Source organism: Neorhizobium vignae, from assembly GCF_000732195.1.
Classification (GTDB): Bacteria; Pseudomonadota; Alphaproteobacteria; order Rhizobiales; family Rhizobiaceae; genus Neorhizobium; species Neorhizobium vignae.
This window is the reverse complement of the sequence record NZ_JNNU01000009.1, coordinates 85,272-101,502: the sequence shown is the minus strand read 5'-3', so window position 1 is coordinate 101,502 and position 16,231 is coordinate 85,272. Positions and strand designations below refer to the sequence as shown.

Annotated in this window: 13 protein-coding genes; 3 read left to right on the top strand and 10 right to left on the bottom strand. The window is 63.8% G+C overall.

What is annotated here, in order from left to right:
- Positions 1 to 35 precede the first annotated feature (35 nt).
- Together GQ59_RS16910 and GQ59_RS16905 are read right to left on the bottom strand one after the other, a co-directional pair.
- On the bottom strand, positions 36 to 1,934 hold the full coding sequence (locus GQ59_RS16910; RefSeq protein WP_037083360.1) for an ABC transporter ATP-binding protein: 1,899 nt from the start codon (positions 1,932 to 1,934) through the stop codon (positions 36 to 38).
- Positions 1,935 to 1,944: 10 nt separating this feature from the next.
- A complete protein-coding gene (locus GQ59_RS16905) occupies positions 1,945 to 3,798 on the bottom strand; it encodes an ABC transporter ATP-binding protein (protein ID WP_174459620.1) in 1,854 nt (617 codons plus the stop codon).
- Between the two features lie 347 nt (positions 3,799 to 4,145).
- Between GQ59_RS16905 and GQ59_RS16900 the strand changes: the two genes are divergently transcribed.
- A complete protein-coding gene (locus tag GQ59_RS16900) occupies positions 4,146 to 5,702 on the top strand; it encodes a VOC family protein (protein WP_037083358.1) in 1,557 nt (518 codons plus the stop codon).
- On the opposite strand, the gene GQ59_RS16895 is transcribed toward GQ59_RS16900, so the two are convergent.
- The 7 genes from GQ59_RS16895 to GQ59_RS16865 form a co-directional block, all read right to left on the bottom strand.
- On the bottom strand, positions 5,703 to 6,794 hold the full coding sequence (locus tag GQ59_RS16895) for an aminotransferase class V-fold PLP-dependent enzyme (protein ID WP_037083355.1): 1,092 nt from the start codon (positions 6,792 to 6,794) through the stop codon (positions 5,703 to 5,705).
- Complete coding sequence (locus GQ59_RS16890) at positions 6,784 to 7,581, bottom strand: ABC transporter ATP-binding protein (RefSeq protein WP_037083352.1); 798 nt, start codon at positions 7,579 to 7,581, stop codon at positions 6,784 to 6,786. The genes GQ59_RS16895 and GQ59_RS16890 overlap by 11 nt, the downstream gene beginning before the upstream one ends.
- A complete protein-coding gene (locus GQ59_RS16885) occupies positions 7,578 to 8,360 on the bottom strand; it encodes an ABC transporter ATP-binding protein (protein WP_037083350.1) in 783 nt (260 codons plus the stop codon). Before GQ59_RS16885 ends, GQ59_RS16890 begins: the two co-directional genes overlap by 4 nt.
- On the bottom strand, positions 8,357 to 9,187 hold the full coding sequence (locus GQ59_RS16880; RefSeq protein WP_037083347.1) for an ABC transporter permease: 831 nt from the start codon (positions 9,185 to 9,187) through the stop codon (positions 8,357 to 8,359). The genes GQ59_RS16885 and GQ59_RS16880 overlap by 4 nt, the downstream gene beginning before the upstream one ends.
- A 10-nt stretch (positions 9,188 to 9,197) precedes the next feature.
- On the bottom strand, positions 9,198 to 10,187 hold the full coding sequence (locus GQ59_RS16875; protein ID WP_037083344.1) for an ABC transporter permease: 990 nt from the start codon (positions 10,185 to 10,187) through the stop codon (positions 9,198 to 9,200).
- Between the two features lie 40 nt (positions 10,188 to 10,227).
- On the bottom strand, positions 10,228 to 11,832 hold the full coding sequence (locus GQ59_RS16870) for an ABC transporter substrate-binding protein (RefSeq protein ID WP_037083342.1): 1,605 nt from the start codon (positions 11,830 to 11,832) through the stop codon (positions 10,228 to 10,230).
- Between the two features lie 147 nt (positions 11,833 to 11,979).
- A complete protein-coding gene (locus tag GQ59_RS16865; RefSeq protein WP_037083340.1) occupies positions 11,980 to 12,552 on the bottom strand; it encodes a TetR/AcrR family transcriptional regulator in 573 nt (190 codons plus the stop codon).
- Between the two features lie 89 nt (positions 12,553 to 12,641).
- On the opposite strand from GQ59_RS16865, the gene fabF reads away from it, so the two are divergent.
- Together fabF and GQ59_RS16855 are read left to right on the top strand one after the other, a co-directional pair.
- The gene (gene fabF, locus GQ59_RS16860; protein WP_037083338.1) at positions 12,642 to 13,931 is read left to right on the top strand and encodes a beta-ketoacyl-ACP synthase II; all 1,290 of its coding nucleotides are present in this window, start codon (positions 12,642 to 12,644) and stop codon (positions 13,929 to 13,931) included.
- A gap of 10 nt (positions 13,932 to 13,941) precedes the next feature.
- Complete coding sequence (locus GQ59_RS16855) at positions 13,942 to 15,120, top strand: thiolase family protein (RefSeq protein WP_037083334.1); 1,179 nt, start codon at positions 13,942 to 13,944, stop codon at positions 15,118 to 15,120.
- A gap of 84 nt (positions 15,121 to 15,204) precedes the next feature.
- Here the strand turns inward: GQ59_RS16855 and GQ59_RS16850 are convergent, their stop codons facing one another.
- Entirely contained in the window at positions 15,205 to 16,224 is a 1,020-nt protein-coding gene (locus GQ59_RS16850) for an extracellular solute-binding protein (RefSeq protein ID WP_037083333.1), read from the bottom strand.
- Positions 16,225 to 16,231: the final 7 nt, after the last annotated feature.

Here is a 16,231-nt window from a genome sequence, read left to right as displayed (position 1 = left end):
CCGGCGAGGGGAAACATCGACCCCGGCTGGCTTCATCAGGTCGCCTGCTCGGTCACGGCCTCTTCGATGACATCTTCCGGAATGTCGTCGAAGGACGAGTAGTTGAGGTTGTAGAGCTTCGAATAAAGCTTCTTGTTCTTCATCAGCTCGCGGTGATTACCGCTCTCGATCAGCTCGCCGTTCTGCAGCACGATGATGCGATCGGCTTCGCGGATGGTAGCAAGGCGATGGGCGATGACGAGCCCCGTGCGGCCTTCGAGCAGCTTTACGAGCGCCTTCTGGATCAGCATTTCCGTATAGCTATCGATATTGGCGGTCGCCTCGTCAAGCACCAGGATTTTCGCGTCCGCCACCAGCGCGCGGGCGAAGCTGAGGAGCTGGCGCTGGCCGAGCGAGAGATTGCCGCCGCGCTGGCCGAGAATGCTCTCGTAACCGTCCGGCATGCGCATGATGAAGTCGTGGGCGCCGACCGCCTCGGCCGCCTCAATCACCTGCTCCCGTGTCGCCTCCGTTTTGTGGTAGCGGATGTTCTCGAACACCGTGCCGGTGAACAGGAACGGCTCCTGCAGCACCATGGCGATCTGCCGGCCGAGCGATTCCTGCGTCAGGTCGCGAACATCGTGACCGCCGACCAGAACCTGGCCCTGCTGAACGTCGTAGAAACGGTGGATCAACGACATGCAGCTCGACTTGCCCGAACCCGTCGGGCCGACCAGTGCAACCGTCTCGCCGGGGTTCACCTTGAAGCTCACATGTTTCAGGACAGGGTGCTTGGGATTGTAGCCGAACACCACGTCCTTGAACTCGACCGAGCCGTCCATGTCGGATGTGAGGACCTTGGCGTTCGGCGCATCCTGGACGTCGACCGGCACGTCCAGCACTTCGGTCAGGCGCTGGCCGGATGCCATGGCGCGCTGCATCACCGAATACTGCAGCGTCAGTGACCGGATCGGGTCGAAGAAGCGCTGGATGTAGAAGAGGAAGGCGACCATGACGCCGACGTCGAGCGCCTGGTTGAGGACGCGGGCGCCGCCGACCACGACGACGAGCGCCATCGCAAGGCCGGTCAGCGAATCGACAATCGGCACCATCACCTGAGCGTATTTGGCCGCGTTCAGATGCGTGTTGAGGTTGGCGCGCGCCTTGTCGTCATAGAGCATGAAGTTGACGCTCTGGCGGTCCATGCTCTGGACGGCGCGCACGCCGTGGATGGCTTCGGCAAGCGCACCGTTGGCGATCGAGTTGGTTTCATGCGCGGCCATGAACGATTTTCGGGCACGCGGCAGCCAGAAGAGGCGCACGACGAAGAGGACAGGAAGCGCGCAGAGGGTCAGGAGGCCGAGCTTGAAATCGAGCGTCAGCATGACGAAAACGATGCCGAACAGCAGCGTGATATCGCCGACCGAAAGAACCGAGGTTTCCAGGAATTCCTGCATGGAATTGACGTCGCCCTGCAGGCGCGACATCAGCCGGCCGACTTCCGTCTTGTCCATCCAGGACAGCGAGACGCGCTGCAGATGCGTGAACATCGCCTTGCGGATATCGAAGAGCACGTCTTCCGCCACACCGCCGACCAGCGTTTCCTGCGCATAGCTGGCCCCGAAATTGATGAGGATCGCCGCGAGAAAGGCAACGATCGACCAGATCAATATCGATTGGCTGTCGCTGCCCGCCTGCATGCCGTGGTCGATTGCGTAGCGGATGATCAGCGGGATCAGGAGCTGCATGGCCGTGAAGGTCAGCACCGCAAGCACGGCCCAATAGATCTTGGTGCGGTAGGGCCGCACGAAACTCCAGATCCGCCTGACGATATTGCTGTCGAAGACCTTGCCGAAGATTTCCTCTTCGATGCGGTGCGAGCCGACCACCGCGCGGGGCGGGCGCCTTCCGTCGTCACGAACGTCGGAGCGTTCGGTTTCCAGTTCCTCGGCCATATATCCTCCCTCAGGCGCTGAGCGCGTCGTCGCCCGGACGTACCTGCAGATCGTAAAGCGCCTTGTAGCGGCCGCCGAGCGCAAGCAGCTCGTCATGCGTTCCGCTTTCGACGATGCGGCCCTCTTCCATGAAGAGGATGCGGTCGGCATGCATCAGAGAGCTCAGGCGATGGGCGACGATGATCGTCACCCGGTCGGCCGCGTATCTACGCATGGCGCCGCGAATGCGCTGCTCGGTGCCGGCGTCGATCGCGGCGGTCGAGTCGTCGAACACCATAACCGCCGGGCGCAGCATCAGCGCGCGGGCGATCGACAGGCGCTGGCGCTGTCCGCCGGAGAGCGACACGCCGCGTTCGCCGACGACCGTGTTGTAACCGGTCGGCAGGCCGAGCACATAGTTGTGCAGCTGGGCGCTTTCGCTGGCGCGCTCGATGCGGCCTTCCTTCGCCCACGGATCGCCGTAGGCGATGTTGTTTTCGATCGTCGTCGTGAACAGGAAACTGTCCTGCTGGACCACGGCGACCGAGCGGCGCAGCGATTGCAGCGTGGCGCGGCGGATGTCCTGGCCGTCGATGGTGATCTTGCCGCCGGTCACATCGTAGAAACGCGGGATCAGGTGGGCCATGGTCGATTTGCCGCTGCCGGGCGGGCCGACGATGCCGATCGTCTCGCCGCGCTTCGCCTCGAAGGATACGCCGGTCAGGACCTGATGTTTTTCAGCGCCGGGATAGGCGAAATCGACATTCTCGAACCGCAGCGTGCCTTCGGTGACCTTCAGCTCCCTGGCGTCCTTCTCGTCCTTGATGGCGATATCGAGGTCGAGCAGTTCGAAGAGGCGCGCTCCGCAGGTGGAGGCGCGGGCAAAGGCGTTGACCATCAGGCCGAGCTGGCGCACCGGCATCTGCAGGATGGTCATGAAGGTGAGGAAGGAGGTGAGCGTGCCGACCGTCATCTCGCCGGCCATCACCTTGTTTCCGCCGACCCAGAGAACCAGGCCCATGGCGGCGAAGAAGGACAGCGTCATGGCGCTGGTATTGGCGACCCGGATGCCGACGCGCTGATGCGCCAGCGACACTGCGCTTTTGGATGCGGTCTCGAACTTGTCGAGCTCGTGATCCTGGGCGGCGAAGGCGCGCACGACGCGGATGCCGCCGAGGTTTTCTTCCATGACGCGGGTGAGCACCGAAAGCCGTTCCTGGAGGTCGAGCCAGGTGGCGCGCAGCCGCAGCTGCGTCACCGACGAGCGCCAGCCGACGAAAGGCACGAAGCTCAAGGCCAGCAGGCCGAGCACCACGTCGGTGGACAGCAGAAGATAAGCGCCGAAGCCGATCAGCACGGTCAAAAGAACCATGCGCACCAGCGCGGTCGAGAAATACATGCGCACGCCTTCGAGATCGAGAAGCCCGACGGTGATCAGGTCGCCCGAATGCATGCTGTCGTGGAAGCTGAAGGAAAGCCGCTGGATCTTCTCGTAACAGGCAAGCCTGAGACGATAGCCCATGTGATGGCCGACCGCCTCGCTATAGTAGTTCTGGAACAGGGTGAAAACGCCGCGGAGCACGCTGGCGCCGAGGAGCAGCAGGGCGGTGTTCAGCAGCGCATCCTGGGCCGCCTGGCCGGCATCGCCGCCGGTTAGTGCCACCTGCGTGTGGTCTACCGCTTGCCCCAGCAGCCGCGGGATCATCAGCTGGAAGGCGGAGGCGATCAGGGTCGCGCCGATCGCGAAGCTCGATTGCCACGGATGACGGAAGGCCATGACGGTAATGCGGGTCAATATGGAGAAGCCTTTGCCCCAACCTGCCGCATTTACCAGCGCCAACGAAGCCGACGGCTTCGCGACGCGAACTGTTGCATCGCTGCTCACGGATCTATTCCAAAAATGAATTACAGAGTCGGATAAAAATTATCCGGGAAGACGGCCATTATGAGATGAAGATTCGGGACCTGAATCTAGCCTGCATAAGGACGCTGATCAGTCAACCGATTTGGGCCGAAAACCGGGGCTACTGTGGTGAATTTTTGACCTGTGTGACGCCTGAATTTTTGGCAACGGGCCTCTCGGTCTTTCACTGCCTGAGCATGCGGATGCGGGAGGGAGAATGCCTATCAGGATTTTGACCGCACTTTCTTTTGTCTCCGTGCATATCGCTAGGTCAGTTCGCGCCTGATATCGTCGCGTCATAACTCACATGAAAGAGGTTCGGCTTTAGCATGACCAGCGGCCTGCATCACATCACCGCCATCACCCGCAAGATCCAGGCGAATGTCGATTTCTACGCGGGCTTTCTCGGCCTCAGGCTCGTCAAGAGGACCGCCGGTTTCGAGGATGCCCGCCAGCTGCATCTGTTCTATGGGGACGGTGCGGCGACGCCCGGTTCGCTGGTGACCTTCCTTGCCTGGGAAGATGGCTCGCTCGGGCGCGTCGGGCATGGGGCGCCGAGTGAGATCAGTTTTGCGATTGCGCCCGATGCGATCGGTTTCTGGCTGACGCGGGCGCTGCAGTTCAACGTCAAGCTTTCCGGCCCGGCGCAGGAGTTTGGCGAACCGGTGCTGCGGCTGACCGACCCCGACGGCATTATCGTCAAGCTCGTCGGCGTCGATGACTCAACGCCTTGGGTCTGGTGGAGCGGCGGCGGCATAAGCGAGGCGGATGCGATCAGAAAACTCCACGGCGCGACGATCCTTTCCGAAAGGCCGGAGCAGACGGCTGTGTTTCTGACGCGGCATATGGGGCTTCGGCTCGGGCCGAAGGAGGGCAATATCCAGCGGCTGGTGTCCGACGCGCAGGATATCGTCGATGTCCGCGATGCGGGCGGTTTCTGGACTGCCGCGCCCGGCACCGGCACGATCGACCATATCGCCTTCCGCGCCGTGGATAGGCCTCAGGTCGAGGCGGTGCATGCGCGATTGCTGACAGAAGACGCCGGCGAGATGAACATGCACGACCGGCACTATTTCTATTCACTCTACGTCCGCGAACCGTCCGGTACGCTGATCGAGCTTGCGACAGACGGGCCGGGTTTCACGGAAGACGAGCCGTTGGAGACGCTCGGGTCGAAACTGTTCATCCCGGCGCATTTCAAGGAAGACCACGACGTCCTGCGGGTCATGCTGCCGCAGTTCGGCCTGCCGGGGGAGGAGCGCATCATCTACCGCGACCTGCCCTTCGTGCACCGTATCCACATGCCGGAGAGTTGGGACGGTTCGACGCTGGTGCTGCTGCACGGCACCGGCGGCAATGAAACGACCATGCTGCCATTCGGACGCAAGGCGGCTCCGAACGCCATGCTGATCGGGGTGCGCGGGCGTTCGACCGACGAGGGGCATCCGCGATATTTTCGCCGTTTCATGCAGACGACGTTCGATCAGAAGGAGATCGCCTCGGAAGCGGAGGCCTTCGTCGCCTTCGTGGAGGAACTCGGTCCAGCCTATGGCGTCGATCCGGCGCGGACGGCCTTTGCCGGCTGGTCCAACGGCGGCAACATGATCGGTGCGGTGATGCAGCTTCATCCGGACCTGATCCGCAAAGCGGTCCTATTGCGGTCGATGAACTGCCTGGAGGATCGGCCAGCCGTCGATCTTTCCGGGACGCATGTCCTGTCGCTCAGCGCCACCGACGATTTTTACGGGTCGCTGGCCGAGGAGCTGGAAGAGCGGCTTCGCGCTGCGGGCGCGGAACTCACTGCCATTAAGCTCGAGGCCAATCATGGGATCGGCACCGAGGACGAGATGATCGCTCGCGACTGGCTGATCGAAAGAGGATTCTGATCAATCGCCGTAATGCAGGGCGATGGCATCGACGGCGGCGGATATGTCCGCCTTGAAGCCCCGCCGCCGAAGCGCCATGCCATAGGCCGTCAGGTTGCCGAGAACGATATCGAAACGGGCGCGCTGGCCGGTGTGGTTGAGCCGGATCAGCCGTTCGGCGCCGGGACCGACACCGGCGGAAAGCTCGATGCCGCGCGGCGCCACGGAAAGCACGGCGGCTGCATCGGCTGCGGCCGGAAGCCTGGCCGCCGTCACCAGGTTCGAACCATGCAAGGCATCGACCCAGAGTTCGCCGCCCATGGCAGCGAGTGCCGCACGTGTTGCCCGGGCGGCGCGGACATGGCGGGCGACAATCGCATCGATGCCCTCCGCCTCGACGCGATCGAGGGCGGCTTCGAGAGCGAAAAATTCCAGCGGGGCGGTGGTGCCGGATAAAGCGCCGCGGCCGGTTTCGAGCCAGGCTTTCTGGTCGAGAAGCGAGAGAATCGAATCCCTTGGCGCCCCTTGTTCAGAAATCAGTTTCCAGGCGGCAGGGCTGACCGAGAGAGCCGAAAGCCCCGCTGGTCCCGCCAGCGCCTTCTGCGGTCCGATGACGGCGATGTCGATGCCGAGTTCGTCGATGTTCAGCGCATGGCCGCCGATCGAGGCGACCGCATCCACCACCGTGACGATGCCGCGGGAACGCGCAAGCGCTATGATCTCCTCGATCGGGTTGCGGATGCCGCTTGCCGATTCCGCATGAACGAGGGCCAGGACCTTGATGTCCGGATGCGCATTCAGCGTTGCCTCCACCGCTTCCAGTCCGATGGGGCGGGCTGCTTCGGCCGAGAGGTCGACGACCTCGGCGCCGCCGCGCCTGAGCCAGGTGCCGAACCATCCGCCATACATGCTGGTGACGATGTTGATCGCCTTCAGGCCCGGCCGGGCGAGGCTGAGGGCCGCCGCCTCCAGCGCGACGACGGCCTCCGCCTGGATCAGCAGCACGTCGTTGCGCGTCTTCAGGATCCTGCCGATCCGGTCGGCGATCGTGGCGTAACGGGCAGCGGGGAAGGACGGTGCGTCGTTCAGCGGGTTCCAGCGGTCAAACGTCATGGGATGGTCCTTCCGTTGGTTCTGTCACGAGGCGCGGTACGGCGCCGATCAGGGCCTTGGCCGCAAGTGATTGCGGGTTTTCGATCACCTGCCGCATCGGCCCGGTCTCGGTGAGCCGCCCGGCATCCATGACGGCGATCCGGTGCGAGACGGCGCGCAGGACGGCGAGATCGTGTGAGACGAAAAGATAGCTGATGCCGCGCTCTTCTTGTAGCTCGACCAGCAATTCGAGGATCCTGCCGCGGATCGAGACATCCAGCGCCGAGACCGCCTCGTCGAGCACGATCAGCGACGGTTTTGTGGCGATGGCGCGGGCAATGGCAATGCGCTGCCGCTGGCCGCCGGAAACCTCGCGGATCGACCGCTGCGCATAGTTCGCGGGCAGGCCGACGCGATCGAGAAGCGCTGCGATCTCCCTCGCTCGCTCGGCTTTCGGCACGATGTTGTGGATGCGCAATGGATCATCCAAGACCGAGGCAACGGTGGCGCGCGGGTTGAAGGCGCCCAGCACGTCCTGAAACACCATCTGCATCTTGGCGCGGCGATTGCGCAGGTTGGCGCCAGAGAGTGCCAGCCAGTCCTTATCTTCAAAACGGATCGCGCCGGCATCAGCCGGCAGCAGCCGCATCAGGATGCGGGCGAGGGTGGATTTGCCGCTACCCGAGGCGCCGACGAGGCCGAGCGTCTCGCCGGGTTCAAGCGTCAGCGAAATATCGCTGACCGCCGCAACCTTGCGCCCGCCGGAGGAGAAACGCTTCGAGAGGTTTTCGATTGCCAGCAAGGTCATAGCGCGGCCTCCCGGATGAGCGGAGGCGTCGCGAGATCGCGGTGGCTGGCGATCAGGGTTTTCGTATAGGCCTCTTTGGGGGACGAGAGGACAAGTCCGGTCAGGCCCGATTCCACCAGCCTGCCGTCCTTGAAGATCGCCACCCGGTCGGCAAAGCCAGAGGCCAATGCGATGTCGTGGGTGATGAAGATCAGCGTCATGCCGGCCTCGCGGACGAGCTCGTCGAGCAGCGAGACGATCTCGGCCTGGACGACCATGTCGAGCGCGCTGGTCGCCTCGTCGGCGATCAGCATGCCGGGGCTGGCGGCAAGTGCTGCGGCGATCGCGACGCGCTGCCGCTGACCGCCGGAAAGCTGGTGCGGGAAGGCCTTCATCGCCTTGTCCGGCTCCGGAATGCGGACCCGCGCCAGCATTTCCAGCGCGCCGCCATAGGCTGCTTTCCACGACAGGCGGAGATGCCGGCGGGCGCCTTCGGCCACCTGCTCGCCGATCGTCAATACCGGGTTGAGGCTGGAAGACGGGTCCTGGAAAACGAAACCGAGATCGCGGCCGGGCAAAGGCGGCAGGCCCGAGGACCAGCGCATCTCGCCCGCCAGCCGGGCACCCGACGGCAATAGGCCGGCCAGGGCACGCGCAAGCGTGCTTTTTCCGGATCCGCTTTCGCCGATGATCGCCAGCCGCTCGCCGGCGACGATATCGAGGTCTATCTGGTTCAGCGCGGGCACCGTCTGGCCGCGATAGGTGACCGACAGGTTTCGGATTTCGCAAAGCGCGCTCATGGCTCCAGCCTCCGGCTCGAGAGCGCCTTGGTGAGACCTTCGCTGAAGAGGTAGACGCCGACGACCGTGACCACCAGCGCGATGCCCGGGAAGATCGACAGCGAGGGCGAGGAGCGCAGGATGTTGCGGCCCTCGGCGATCATCGAGCCCCAGGTGACCACGTTCGGATCGCCGAGGCCGAGGAAGGAAAGGGCGGCTTCGGTGAGGATCGCCGCCGCGACGATGATGGCCGACAGAGCCAGCACCGGCGGCAGGGCGTTGGGCAGGATTTCCCGGAAGGCGATTTCGGCAGGATGCATCCCGATCACCCGGGCGGAGGCGACATAATCACGCTCGCGGATGGAGAGCACCTGCGCCCGGGTCAGCCGCGCCGGATCGGCCCAGGCGCCGAGCGCAATCGCCAGCACCACGACCGGCACCGAGGCGCCGATGACGCTGACGAAGGCAAGCGCCAGCAGGAAGCTCGGGACGATCTGGAAGGCATCGACGACGCGCATCAGCCCCTCGTCTACCAGCCCGCCGGCAAAACCCGCGGTCAAGCCGACACATAGGCCGATGGCAATCGCCGCCAGCGCCGCTGCAAGGCCGACAGCCAGGGAGGTGTGGGTTCCGTGAAGAATGCCGGCCAGGACATCGCGGCCGAGCCGATCGGTGCCGAGCGGGAAAGCGGGGTCGGTGAAGGGCGGCAGCAGCGCCCGGCCGGTAATGCGCAGCGGATCGCCGGGCGACAGCACCGGCGCAAACAGCGCGACGAGCATCAGAGCCGCCAAAATGCCGAGCCCGATCGCGCCTTCCGGCGTCCGGACGAGATCGCGTAGGAGCCTCATGCACGCCCTCTCATGTATTCGGCTCCGAGGCACCGACGCGTGGGTCGAGTGCGGCATAGACGAGATCGACGAGAAGATTGACGCAGATCACCAGCACGGCGCTGACGACGATGATGCCCATCAGCAGCGGTGCGTCGCGTCCGCTGACGGCCTCCTGCGCCAGCCGGCCGAAACCGGGAATGGCAAAGATGCTCTCGATGACGACGCTGCCGCCGAGCATGGCCGCCGATTGCAGGCCGAGCATGGTGACCAGCGGCAGAAGCGCATTGCGCGCCACGTGGCGCAGCACGATGCGGCTGCGGGACAGGCCTTTCGAACGGGCAAAGAGTACGAAATCCAGCGCCCAGGCTTCCGCCATGCCGGAGCGCATCACCCGCAGGAACAGCGCCATGTAGATCAGCGCCAGCGCTCCGACCGGCAGGACGAGATGCTTGGCGATATCCAAAGCTCGGGCGAAGCCCGCTTTGCCGGAGGCGATCGTCTCGATGCCCGAGGTCGGCAGCCAGCGGAGCTGCACCGCAAAGACGATGCTGAGGACCAGGCCAAGCCAGAAGCTGGGGATCGCGTAAAGAATGAGAGAACCGGTCGAAAGCACTCTGTCCCTTATGCTTTCAGGCTTTGCACCGGCAAGGATCCCGAGTGCGGAGCCGAACCCGAAGGAAAGCGCGGTGGCGCTTCCCATCAGCAGTAGGGTGTTCGGAAGGCGTTCAAAAATGAGGTCGAGGACGGGCCTTCCGAAGGCGACCGACCAGCCGAGATCGAATGTGACGAGCGACGAAAAATAGAGCCAGAGGCGGGCAAGCATCGACTGGTCAAGGCCATAGGCCTGGCGCAACGACTGGGCGACTGTCGCGTCGCCGCCGCCGATCGACAGGAGATAGGCATCCACCGCGTCGCCGGAGGCGGATTCGAGCAGGAGGAAGGTCAGGACGATGACGATCAGCAGCACCGGAATGCTGCTGATCGCGCGACGTCGGATCAATCGAATGGCACGGTTCACGCCGGAAAGCGCTCCTGAATCGGATGGTCGGTCAAGCCTATCACGATTTCAGCGCGGTATCCGACCAGTTCGAGACCGCCCAGCGCGGATTGTTGGAGACGTTCTGCACCGTATCGCGCGCCACCGTGATGAAGCCCCATTCGGCGACGTTGATCAGTGGCAGGTCGGTGGCGACGATCTTCTGGAACTGCTTGTAGAGTTCCGTCCGGGCTGCGGTATCGACCGTTTCCGCAGCCTTGGCGATGATGCCGTCGAGCTCCTTGTTCTCGTAGCCGCCCTGGTTGGAAAAGGGCACGCCGGCCGGGATGCCGGACCGGACGAGTATGGTGGTCGAGATCGCCGGGTCGCCGCGGAAGACCGGCGGGCCGATGGCCAGATCGAAATCGTGATCCGTGTAGACCGCCTTCTGGTGGGCCGCCGAATCCGCGTTGATCAGTTGTGCGTCGATGCCGACTGCCGCAAGAGCCTGGCGCAGGTAATCGCCGAACTGCTTGGTCTCGTTGAAATAAGGCGCCGGGCGCAGTTTCAGCGAGAAACGGGTGCCGTTGGCGCCCTTCTTGTAGCCTGCCTCGTCCAGCAGCGCGTTCGCCTTGGCGGTGTCGAAAGCATAGGTCGGCACGCTGGCATCGTAGAATTCCGGCGCATTCTTCGGCACCGGGCCGGTCGAGGCGGCGGCGTAGCCAAGGAAGATCGTATCGACGACGAACTTCTTGTCGATCGCATGGGCGATTGCCTGTCGGACCTTGACGTCGGCGAGCTCCTTGCGGCGGTGGTTGATCTCGACCACGAGCTGGTAGGTCAGCGCCTCGTAGCCCTTGGAGATCACCTTGATGCCTGGCACCTTGGAGATACGCGCGAGATCGGTAAGCGGCACGGCCGAGAAAGCCGCGAGCTGGATCTCTTCCGCTTCCAGCGCCGCGCCGGCGCCGGCTCGGTCCGGCAGGACGCGGAAGATGATCTCGTCGAGCTTCGGTTCGCCCTTGCCCCAGTAGTCGGCGTTCCTGGTCAGGCGGTAATATTCGCCCGGCTTGTATTCGGTGAGCTTGAACGGGCCGGTGCCGACCAGCTTCACATTGGCCGGGTTGGTGGCGATGTCGGTGCCTTCATAGAGATGTTTCGGCACGACGCTGCTGACGACCGGCAGGGCGTTGCGGATGAGCTGCAAGGGCGTCGGCTTGGAGAACTTGAAGACCGCGGTCGTTGCGTCCGGCGTGTCGACGGCTTCGAGGTTTGCGAAGACCAGGCGGCCGAGGTTCTGCAGCGGCTTCCAGATGTTGAGCGCCGAATAGGCGACGTCGGCCGAGGTGAACGGCTTGCCGTCATGCCATTTCACGCCCTCGCGCAGCTTGAAGGTGACCGACTTGCCGTCGGCAGAACCTTCCCAGGAGGTGGCGAGGCGCGGCGCCAGGCCGTCCTTGCCGTCGAAGGAGGCTTCGGCGAGAGGCTCGACCACCTTGCTTGCGCTGAAGAACACGCCGTTGGAGGCGACGATCGCCGGGTTGAGGTTTTTAGGTTCGGAATCTGCGGCGACGATCAGCCGGTTGCCGGCACCTTGAGCAATGGCGAAAGTCGGCAAAGCTGTCGAGGCGAGCAGGGTGCCGCCCGCCTGCAAAAGGGTCCTTCGGGATAGGGTGGCGATCGTCATTGCTCTCTCCTGCATCCAGCCATTTTCCAGCATATTGCCAGCGAAATGCGCGGTCGCACAGGCAGGAAATTCCTCTGCGAGGCATTCGGGAACAAATTCTTGGACGCGGAGGAGTGGTAGGTGAATTTTCCATTGCGCCATAAAGGTTTAGTGCCGGGTCTCCAGCTTGTCGCGAAGGGCAGCGAGGATCTCTTCCGCAAGCGGCGTATCGCCGACCGCGCGGGCGAGGGTCATCCCACCGACCATCTGGGACAGGATGACGATCGACCGGCGTCGCCGATCCTCATCGCCATCGCCGTCGACCATCTCCTGCAGCAGCTTGAGGTGGTTTTCGATGCCTTCGGCGAACACGGATTGCACCGCTTCGCCCTGGCGGGAGGCGTCGGCGCAGAGAGCGGCGAGAGTGCAGCCCTTTGCCTTGACGAGCAGATTCGGCCGGGAAAGATACATGCCGGTGATCGCCTTGAGGGCCTTGTCGCGGGCGCGGTTGATCGTCTCCCGCCAGAGGGCGATGTTGAGCGCCAGCGCCTGGCGCGACGCCTCGGCCGCCAGATCCACCTTGGATTTGAACTGACCGTAAAATCCGCCATGCGTCAGGCCGGCGGCCTTCATCAGGTCGGCAATGCCGATGCCGTCAAAGCCATGTTCGCGGAACAGTTCGCCGGCCTTCAACACCACGCGGGCGCGGTTCTCCTCGGCTTCCTGGCGGCTCACCTTCATCGTATTCTCCTTCGGACACCTTGACTCTTATATTCCAATCATCATTTAAATGAGATAAATGATGATCAAAATTTAAATCGAGGTGAAACATGCCGGCAAGACCGAACGACAGAATAGTGATCACCGGCATGGGCATGGTATCGCCGCTCGCCAGCGGCGTGGAGGCCACCTGGAAACGCCTGATCGAGGGCCGTTCCGGCCTGCGCCGGCTTTCTGACGATATCGTGCCGGATATCGATGCGAAGGTCGGCGGCGTGGTGCCCGGCGTCGCCGAGGACGAGTTCGGCTTCGATATCGACCTTGCGGTGCCGCACAAGGAGCGCAAGAAGATGGATCGCTTCATCGCATTTGCGCTCGAAGCCTCACGGCAGGCGCTGGAGCAGTCCGGCTGGGTCGCCGACACCGACGACAAGCAGGACCGCACCGCGACGATCATCGCCTCCGGCATCGGCGGGTTCCATTCGATCGCCGAGGCGGTGCGCACGGTGGACGCGCGCGGCGCCGGCCGGCTGTCGCCGTTCACGGTGCCGTCCTTCCTCGTCAATCTGGCTGCCGGCCATGTCTCCATCCGCTACGGCTTCAAAGGCCCGATTGGTGCGCCGGTGACGGCTTGCGCGGCAAGCGTCCAGGCGATCGGCGACGGCATGCGGATGATCAGGAGCGGCGAAGTGGATGTCGCGCTCTGCGGCGGCACCGAGGCCTGTATCAACCGCGTGGCGCTTGGCGGGTTTGCCGCGGCGCGTGGTCTCTCCACGGCCTTCAACGATATCCCGGAAAAGGCTTCCCGGCCGTTCGATGCGGCGCGCGACGGTTTCGTCATGGGCGAGGGCGCCGGCATCGTCGTTCTCGAAACGCTCCAACATGCGCTCGCCCGCGGCGCGACGCCGCTTGTCGAAGTGGTCGGTTACGGCACCAGCGCCGATGCCTATCACCTGACCGCCGGTCCGGCCGATGGTTCCGGGGCGAAAAGGGCGGTCCAGCGGGCGCTGCAGATGGCAGGCCTTCAACCTGATGCCATCGGTTATCTCAACGCGCATGCCACATCGACACCCGTGGGTGATGCGGGCGAACTCGCGGCAATCAAGTCCGTTTTCGGCACCGGTAGCGGTCCGGCGATCTCCTCGACCAAATCGGCGACCGGCCATCTTCTCGGTGCGGCTGGCGGGCTTGAGGCCATCATCACCGCGCTTGCGCTGCGCGACGGCATATTGCCGCCGACCCTCAATCTCGAAGATCCCGATCCGCTCGCCGAAGGGCTCGATCTCATCGGTCCGCAGGCGCGCCGCGCTAAGGTCGAATACGCGCTGTCCAACGGTTTCGGTTTCGGCGGCGTCAATGCCAGCGTCATCCTGCGCCGCTTCGACGAAAACGCAAACTAGGAGAACCACCATGTTCGACGTCGTCATCGTCCAGCCGGTCCGCACCGCGATCGGCAAATATAACAGCTCGTTCGCCGGCATTCCCGCCGTCGATCTCGGTGCTGCGGTCATCCGCGAGACCATCGCGCGCTCCGGCCTTGCCGCTTCCGAGGTTGCGTCGGTCACCATGGGCAATGTCGTGCAGGCCGGCAACAAAATGAACCCGGCGCGGCAGGCGGCGATCCATGGTGGCCTGCCGGTCTCGGTGCCGGCCGTCACCGTCAACCGTGTCTGCGGCTCGGGTGCCGAGGCGATTGCCAGTGCGGCCAAGGATATCTGGCTCGGCCATGCCAGGGCAGCGATTGCGGGCGGCATGGAGAACATGGACCGCGCGCCCTACCTGATGAGCGGCGGCCGCTGGGGTTATCGCATGGGCCATGCGGAAATCTTCGACAGCATGCTGCTCGACGGCCTGCACGATGCGTTTTCGGACAGACATTCCGGCTGGCACACGGAAGACATGATCGCCTCGCAGCAGATCAGCCGCGCGGACCAGGACCGCTGGGCGGCGCGCTCGCAGCAGCGGTTCAGCACGGCACAAGCGGAGGGCAAGTTCGCGCCCGAAATCGTTGGCATCGACCTTCCGGTGAAGGGTGGCGTGAAAAGTTTCGCCGCTGACGAAACGCCAAGGCCGGATACCACGACAGAGGCGCTTGCCAAGCTGAAGCCCGCCTTCCGCGAAGACGGCACGATCACCGCGGGCAATGCGCCGGGCCTCAACAGCGGCGCATCGGCGATGATCGTCGCGGATCGAGCGTTTGCCGAAGCCAAGGGCCTGCAGCCGATGGCGCGGCTGGTCTCCTATGGCGTTGCCGCCGTCGAACCCGGCATGTTCGCGCTCGGACCGATCCCGGCGGTCAAACAGGCGCTGGAGCGGTCCGGCTGGACGATCGGCGATATCGAGCGGATCGAGATCAACGAGGCCTATGCCGCCGTGCCGCTCGCGGTCCTTAAGGGACTCGGCCTGCCGGAGGATATCGCCAATGTCGAAGGCGGGGCGGTGGCGCATGGCCACCCGATCGGGGCGACCGGCGCCATCCTGACGACGCGGCTTCTCCACTCGATGCAGCGCGACGGCCTGAAACGCGGTATCGTCACGCTCTGCATCGGCGGCGGCCAGGGCATCGCGCTGGCGCTGGAAATGATTTGATAGGAGCAGCAAAAAGCGCGGCAAGAGGGATCGCCGCGCTTTCCGTCTATCCAGGCAGAGAGGACCTTAGGGTCTTGGAGACCCTTACGGATAGATTTTCTTGGCCAGATCCATCATCGGGCCGTATTCGTTCATCTCGCGGGTGCCGAGCAGCTTGGCGCCGGCGAACCGCTTGGATTCCGGGTCGAGCCGGTCTTCCACACCCTTCACCACCGGCAGCATCCAGGCCTTGGCGTAGGTGACCTGCGATTCCATGTCGAGGAAGTGGTTGATGAACAGTTTTGACGCGTTCGGATGCGGTGCGTTCTTCATCATCGCGAAATGGATCGAGACGTAGGGCACACCTTCCGGCGGCACGATCACCTTGATCGGCAGGCCCTTCAGGTCGTTGGCGAAGGCGAACATCTGCGGAATGTAGACCGGATATTCACCTCGGGCGACGCGCTTGGCGTCATTGCGCAGATCGCGGCTGAAGACCGGCTTGTTCTCGGCGAGCTTCTCGTTGAACGCCTGGCCGAGGGCCTTGTTGAAGACCACGAACATGGTGCCGCCGGAACCGAGTGGGCGCATGTCGTCCGAGAGGATCTTGCCCTTCCATTTCGGGTCGGCAAGGTCCTTCCAGCTCTTCGGTTCGTCTTCGGGCTTGACCAGGCTGGTGTTGACCAGGATGCCGTAGGCCTGCAGGAAACCCGGCACGTGGGTGTCGGTGATTTCCTTCTTCATGTCCTCGCGGATATTGGCGACGTTCGGAATCGTGCCGAGCGGCTGGACCAGGGTGCCCTGGGTGACGCCGGTCTCGATCGAGTTCGCCGAATGCATCTGGATGTCGGCGATGAAACGGCCTGCGGCCTGTTCGGCGCGGAGGCGCTCGGTCAGTTCGCTGGCGCGCAGATCGAGCGATTCGACCTTGATGCCGTATTTCTTCTGAAAGCTTTCGACGACGGCGAGAAAGTTCGGGGCGCCGAGCTGCGAATTGTAGACGGTGACGGTGCCTTCCTTCTTGGCGGCTTCCACCACCTTGTTCCAGTCGGCATCCTGCGCAAGCGCCGGGCTACAGAGCATCGCGCCGAGCGCGAGCCCGGCCAGTTTGGTGATGAGCGACATTTTTTCC

Bases quoted from the DNA above. Each gene is read 5' to 3' on its own strand.
- GQ59_RS16910 (WP_037083360.1), bottom strand. From the start codon at position 1,934: ATGGCCGAGGAACTGGAAACCGAACGCTCCGACGTTCGTGACGACGGA.
- GQ59_RS16900 (WP_037083358.1), top strand. From the start codon at position 4,146: ATGACCAGCGGCCTGCATCACATCACCGCCATCACCCGCAAGATCCAG.
- GQ59_RS16895 (WP_037083355.1), bottom strand. From the start codon at position 6,794: ATGACGTTTGACCGCTGGAACCCGCTGAACGACGCACCGTCCTTCCCC.
- GQ59_RS16890 (WP_037083352.1), bottom strand. From the start codon at position 7,581: ATGACCTTGCTGGCAATCGAAAACCTCTCGAAGCGTTTCTCCTCCGGC.
- GQ59_RS16885 (WP_037083350.1), bottom strand. From the start codon at position 8,360: ATGAGCGCGCTTTGCGAAATCCGAAACCTGTCGGTCACCTATCGCGGC.
- GQ59_RS16880 (WP_037083347.1), bottom strand. From the start codon at position 9,187: ATGAGGCTCCTACGCGATCTCGTCCGGACGCCGGAAGGCGCGATCGGG.
- GQ59_RS16870 (WP_037083342.1), bottom strand. From the start codon at position 11,832: ATGACGATCGCCACCCTATCCCGAAGGACCCTTTTGCAGGCGGGCGGC.
- GQ59_RS16865 (WP_037083340.1), bottom strand. From the start codon at position 12,552: ATGAAGGTGAGCCGCCAGGAAGCCGAGGAGAACCGCGCCCGCGTGGTG.
- fabF (WP_037083338.1), top strand. From the start codon at position 12,642: ATGCCGGCAAGACCGAACGACAGAATAGTGATCACCGGCATGGGCATG.
- GQ59_RS16855 (WP_037083334.1), top strand. From the start codon at position 13,942: ATGTTCGACGTCGTCATCGTCCAGCCGGTCCGCACCGCGATCGGCAAA.
- GQ59_RS16850 (WP_037083333.1), bottom strand. From the start codon at position 16,224: ATGTCGCTCATCACCAAACTGGCCGGGCTCGCGCTCGGCGCGATGCTC.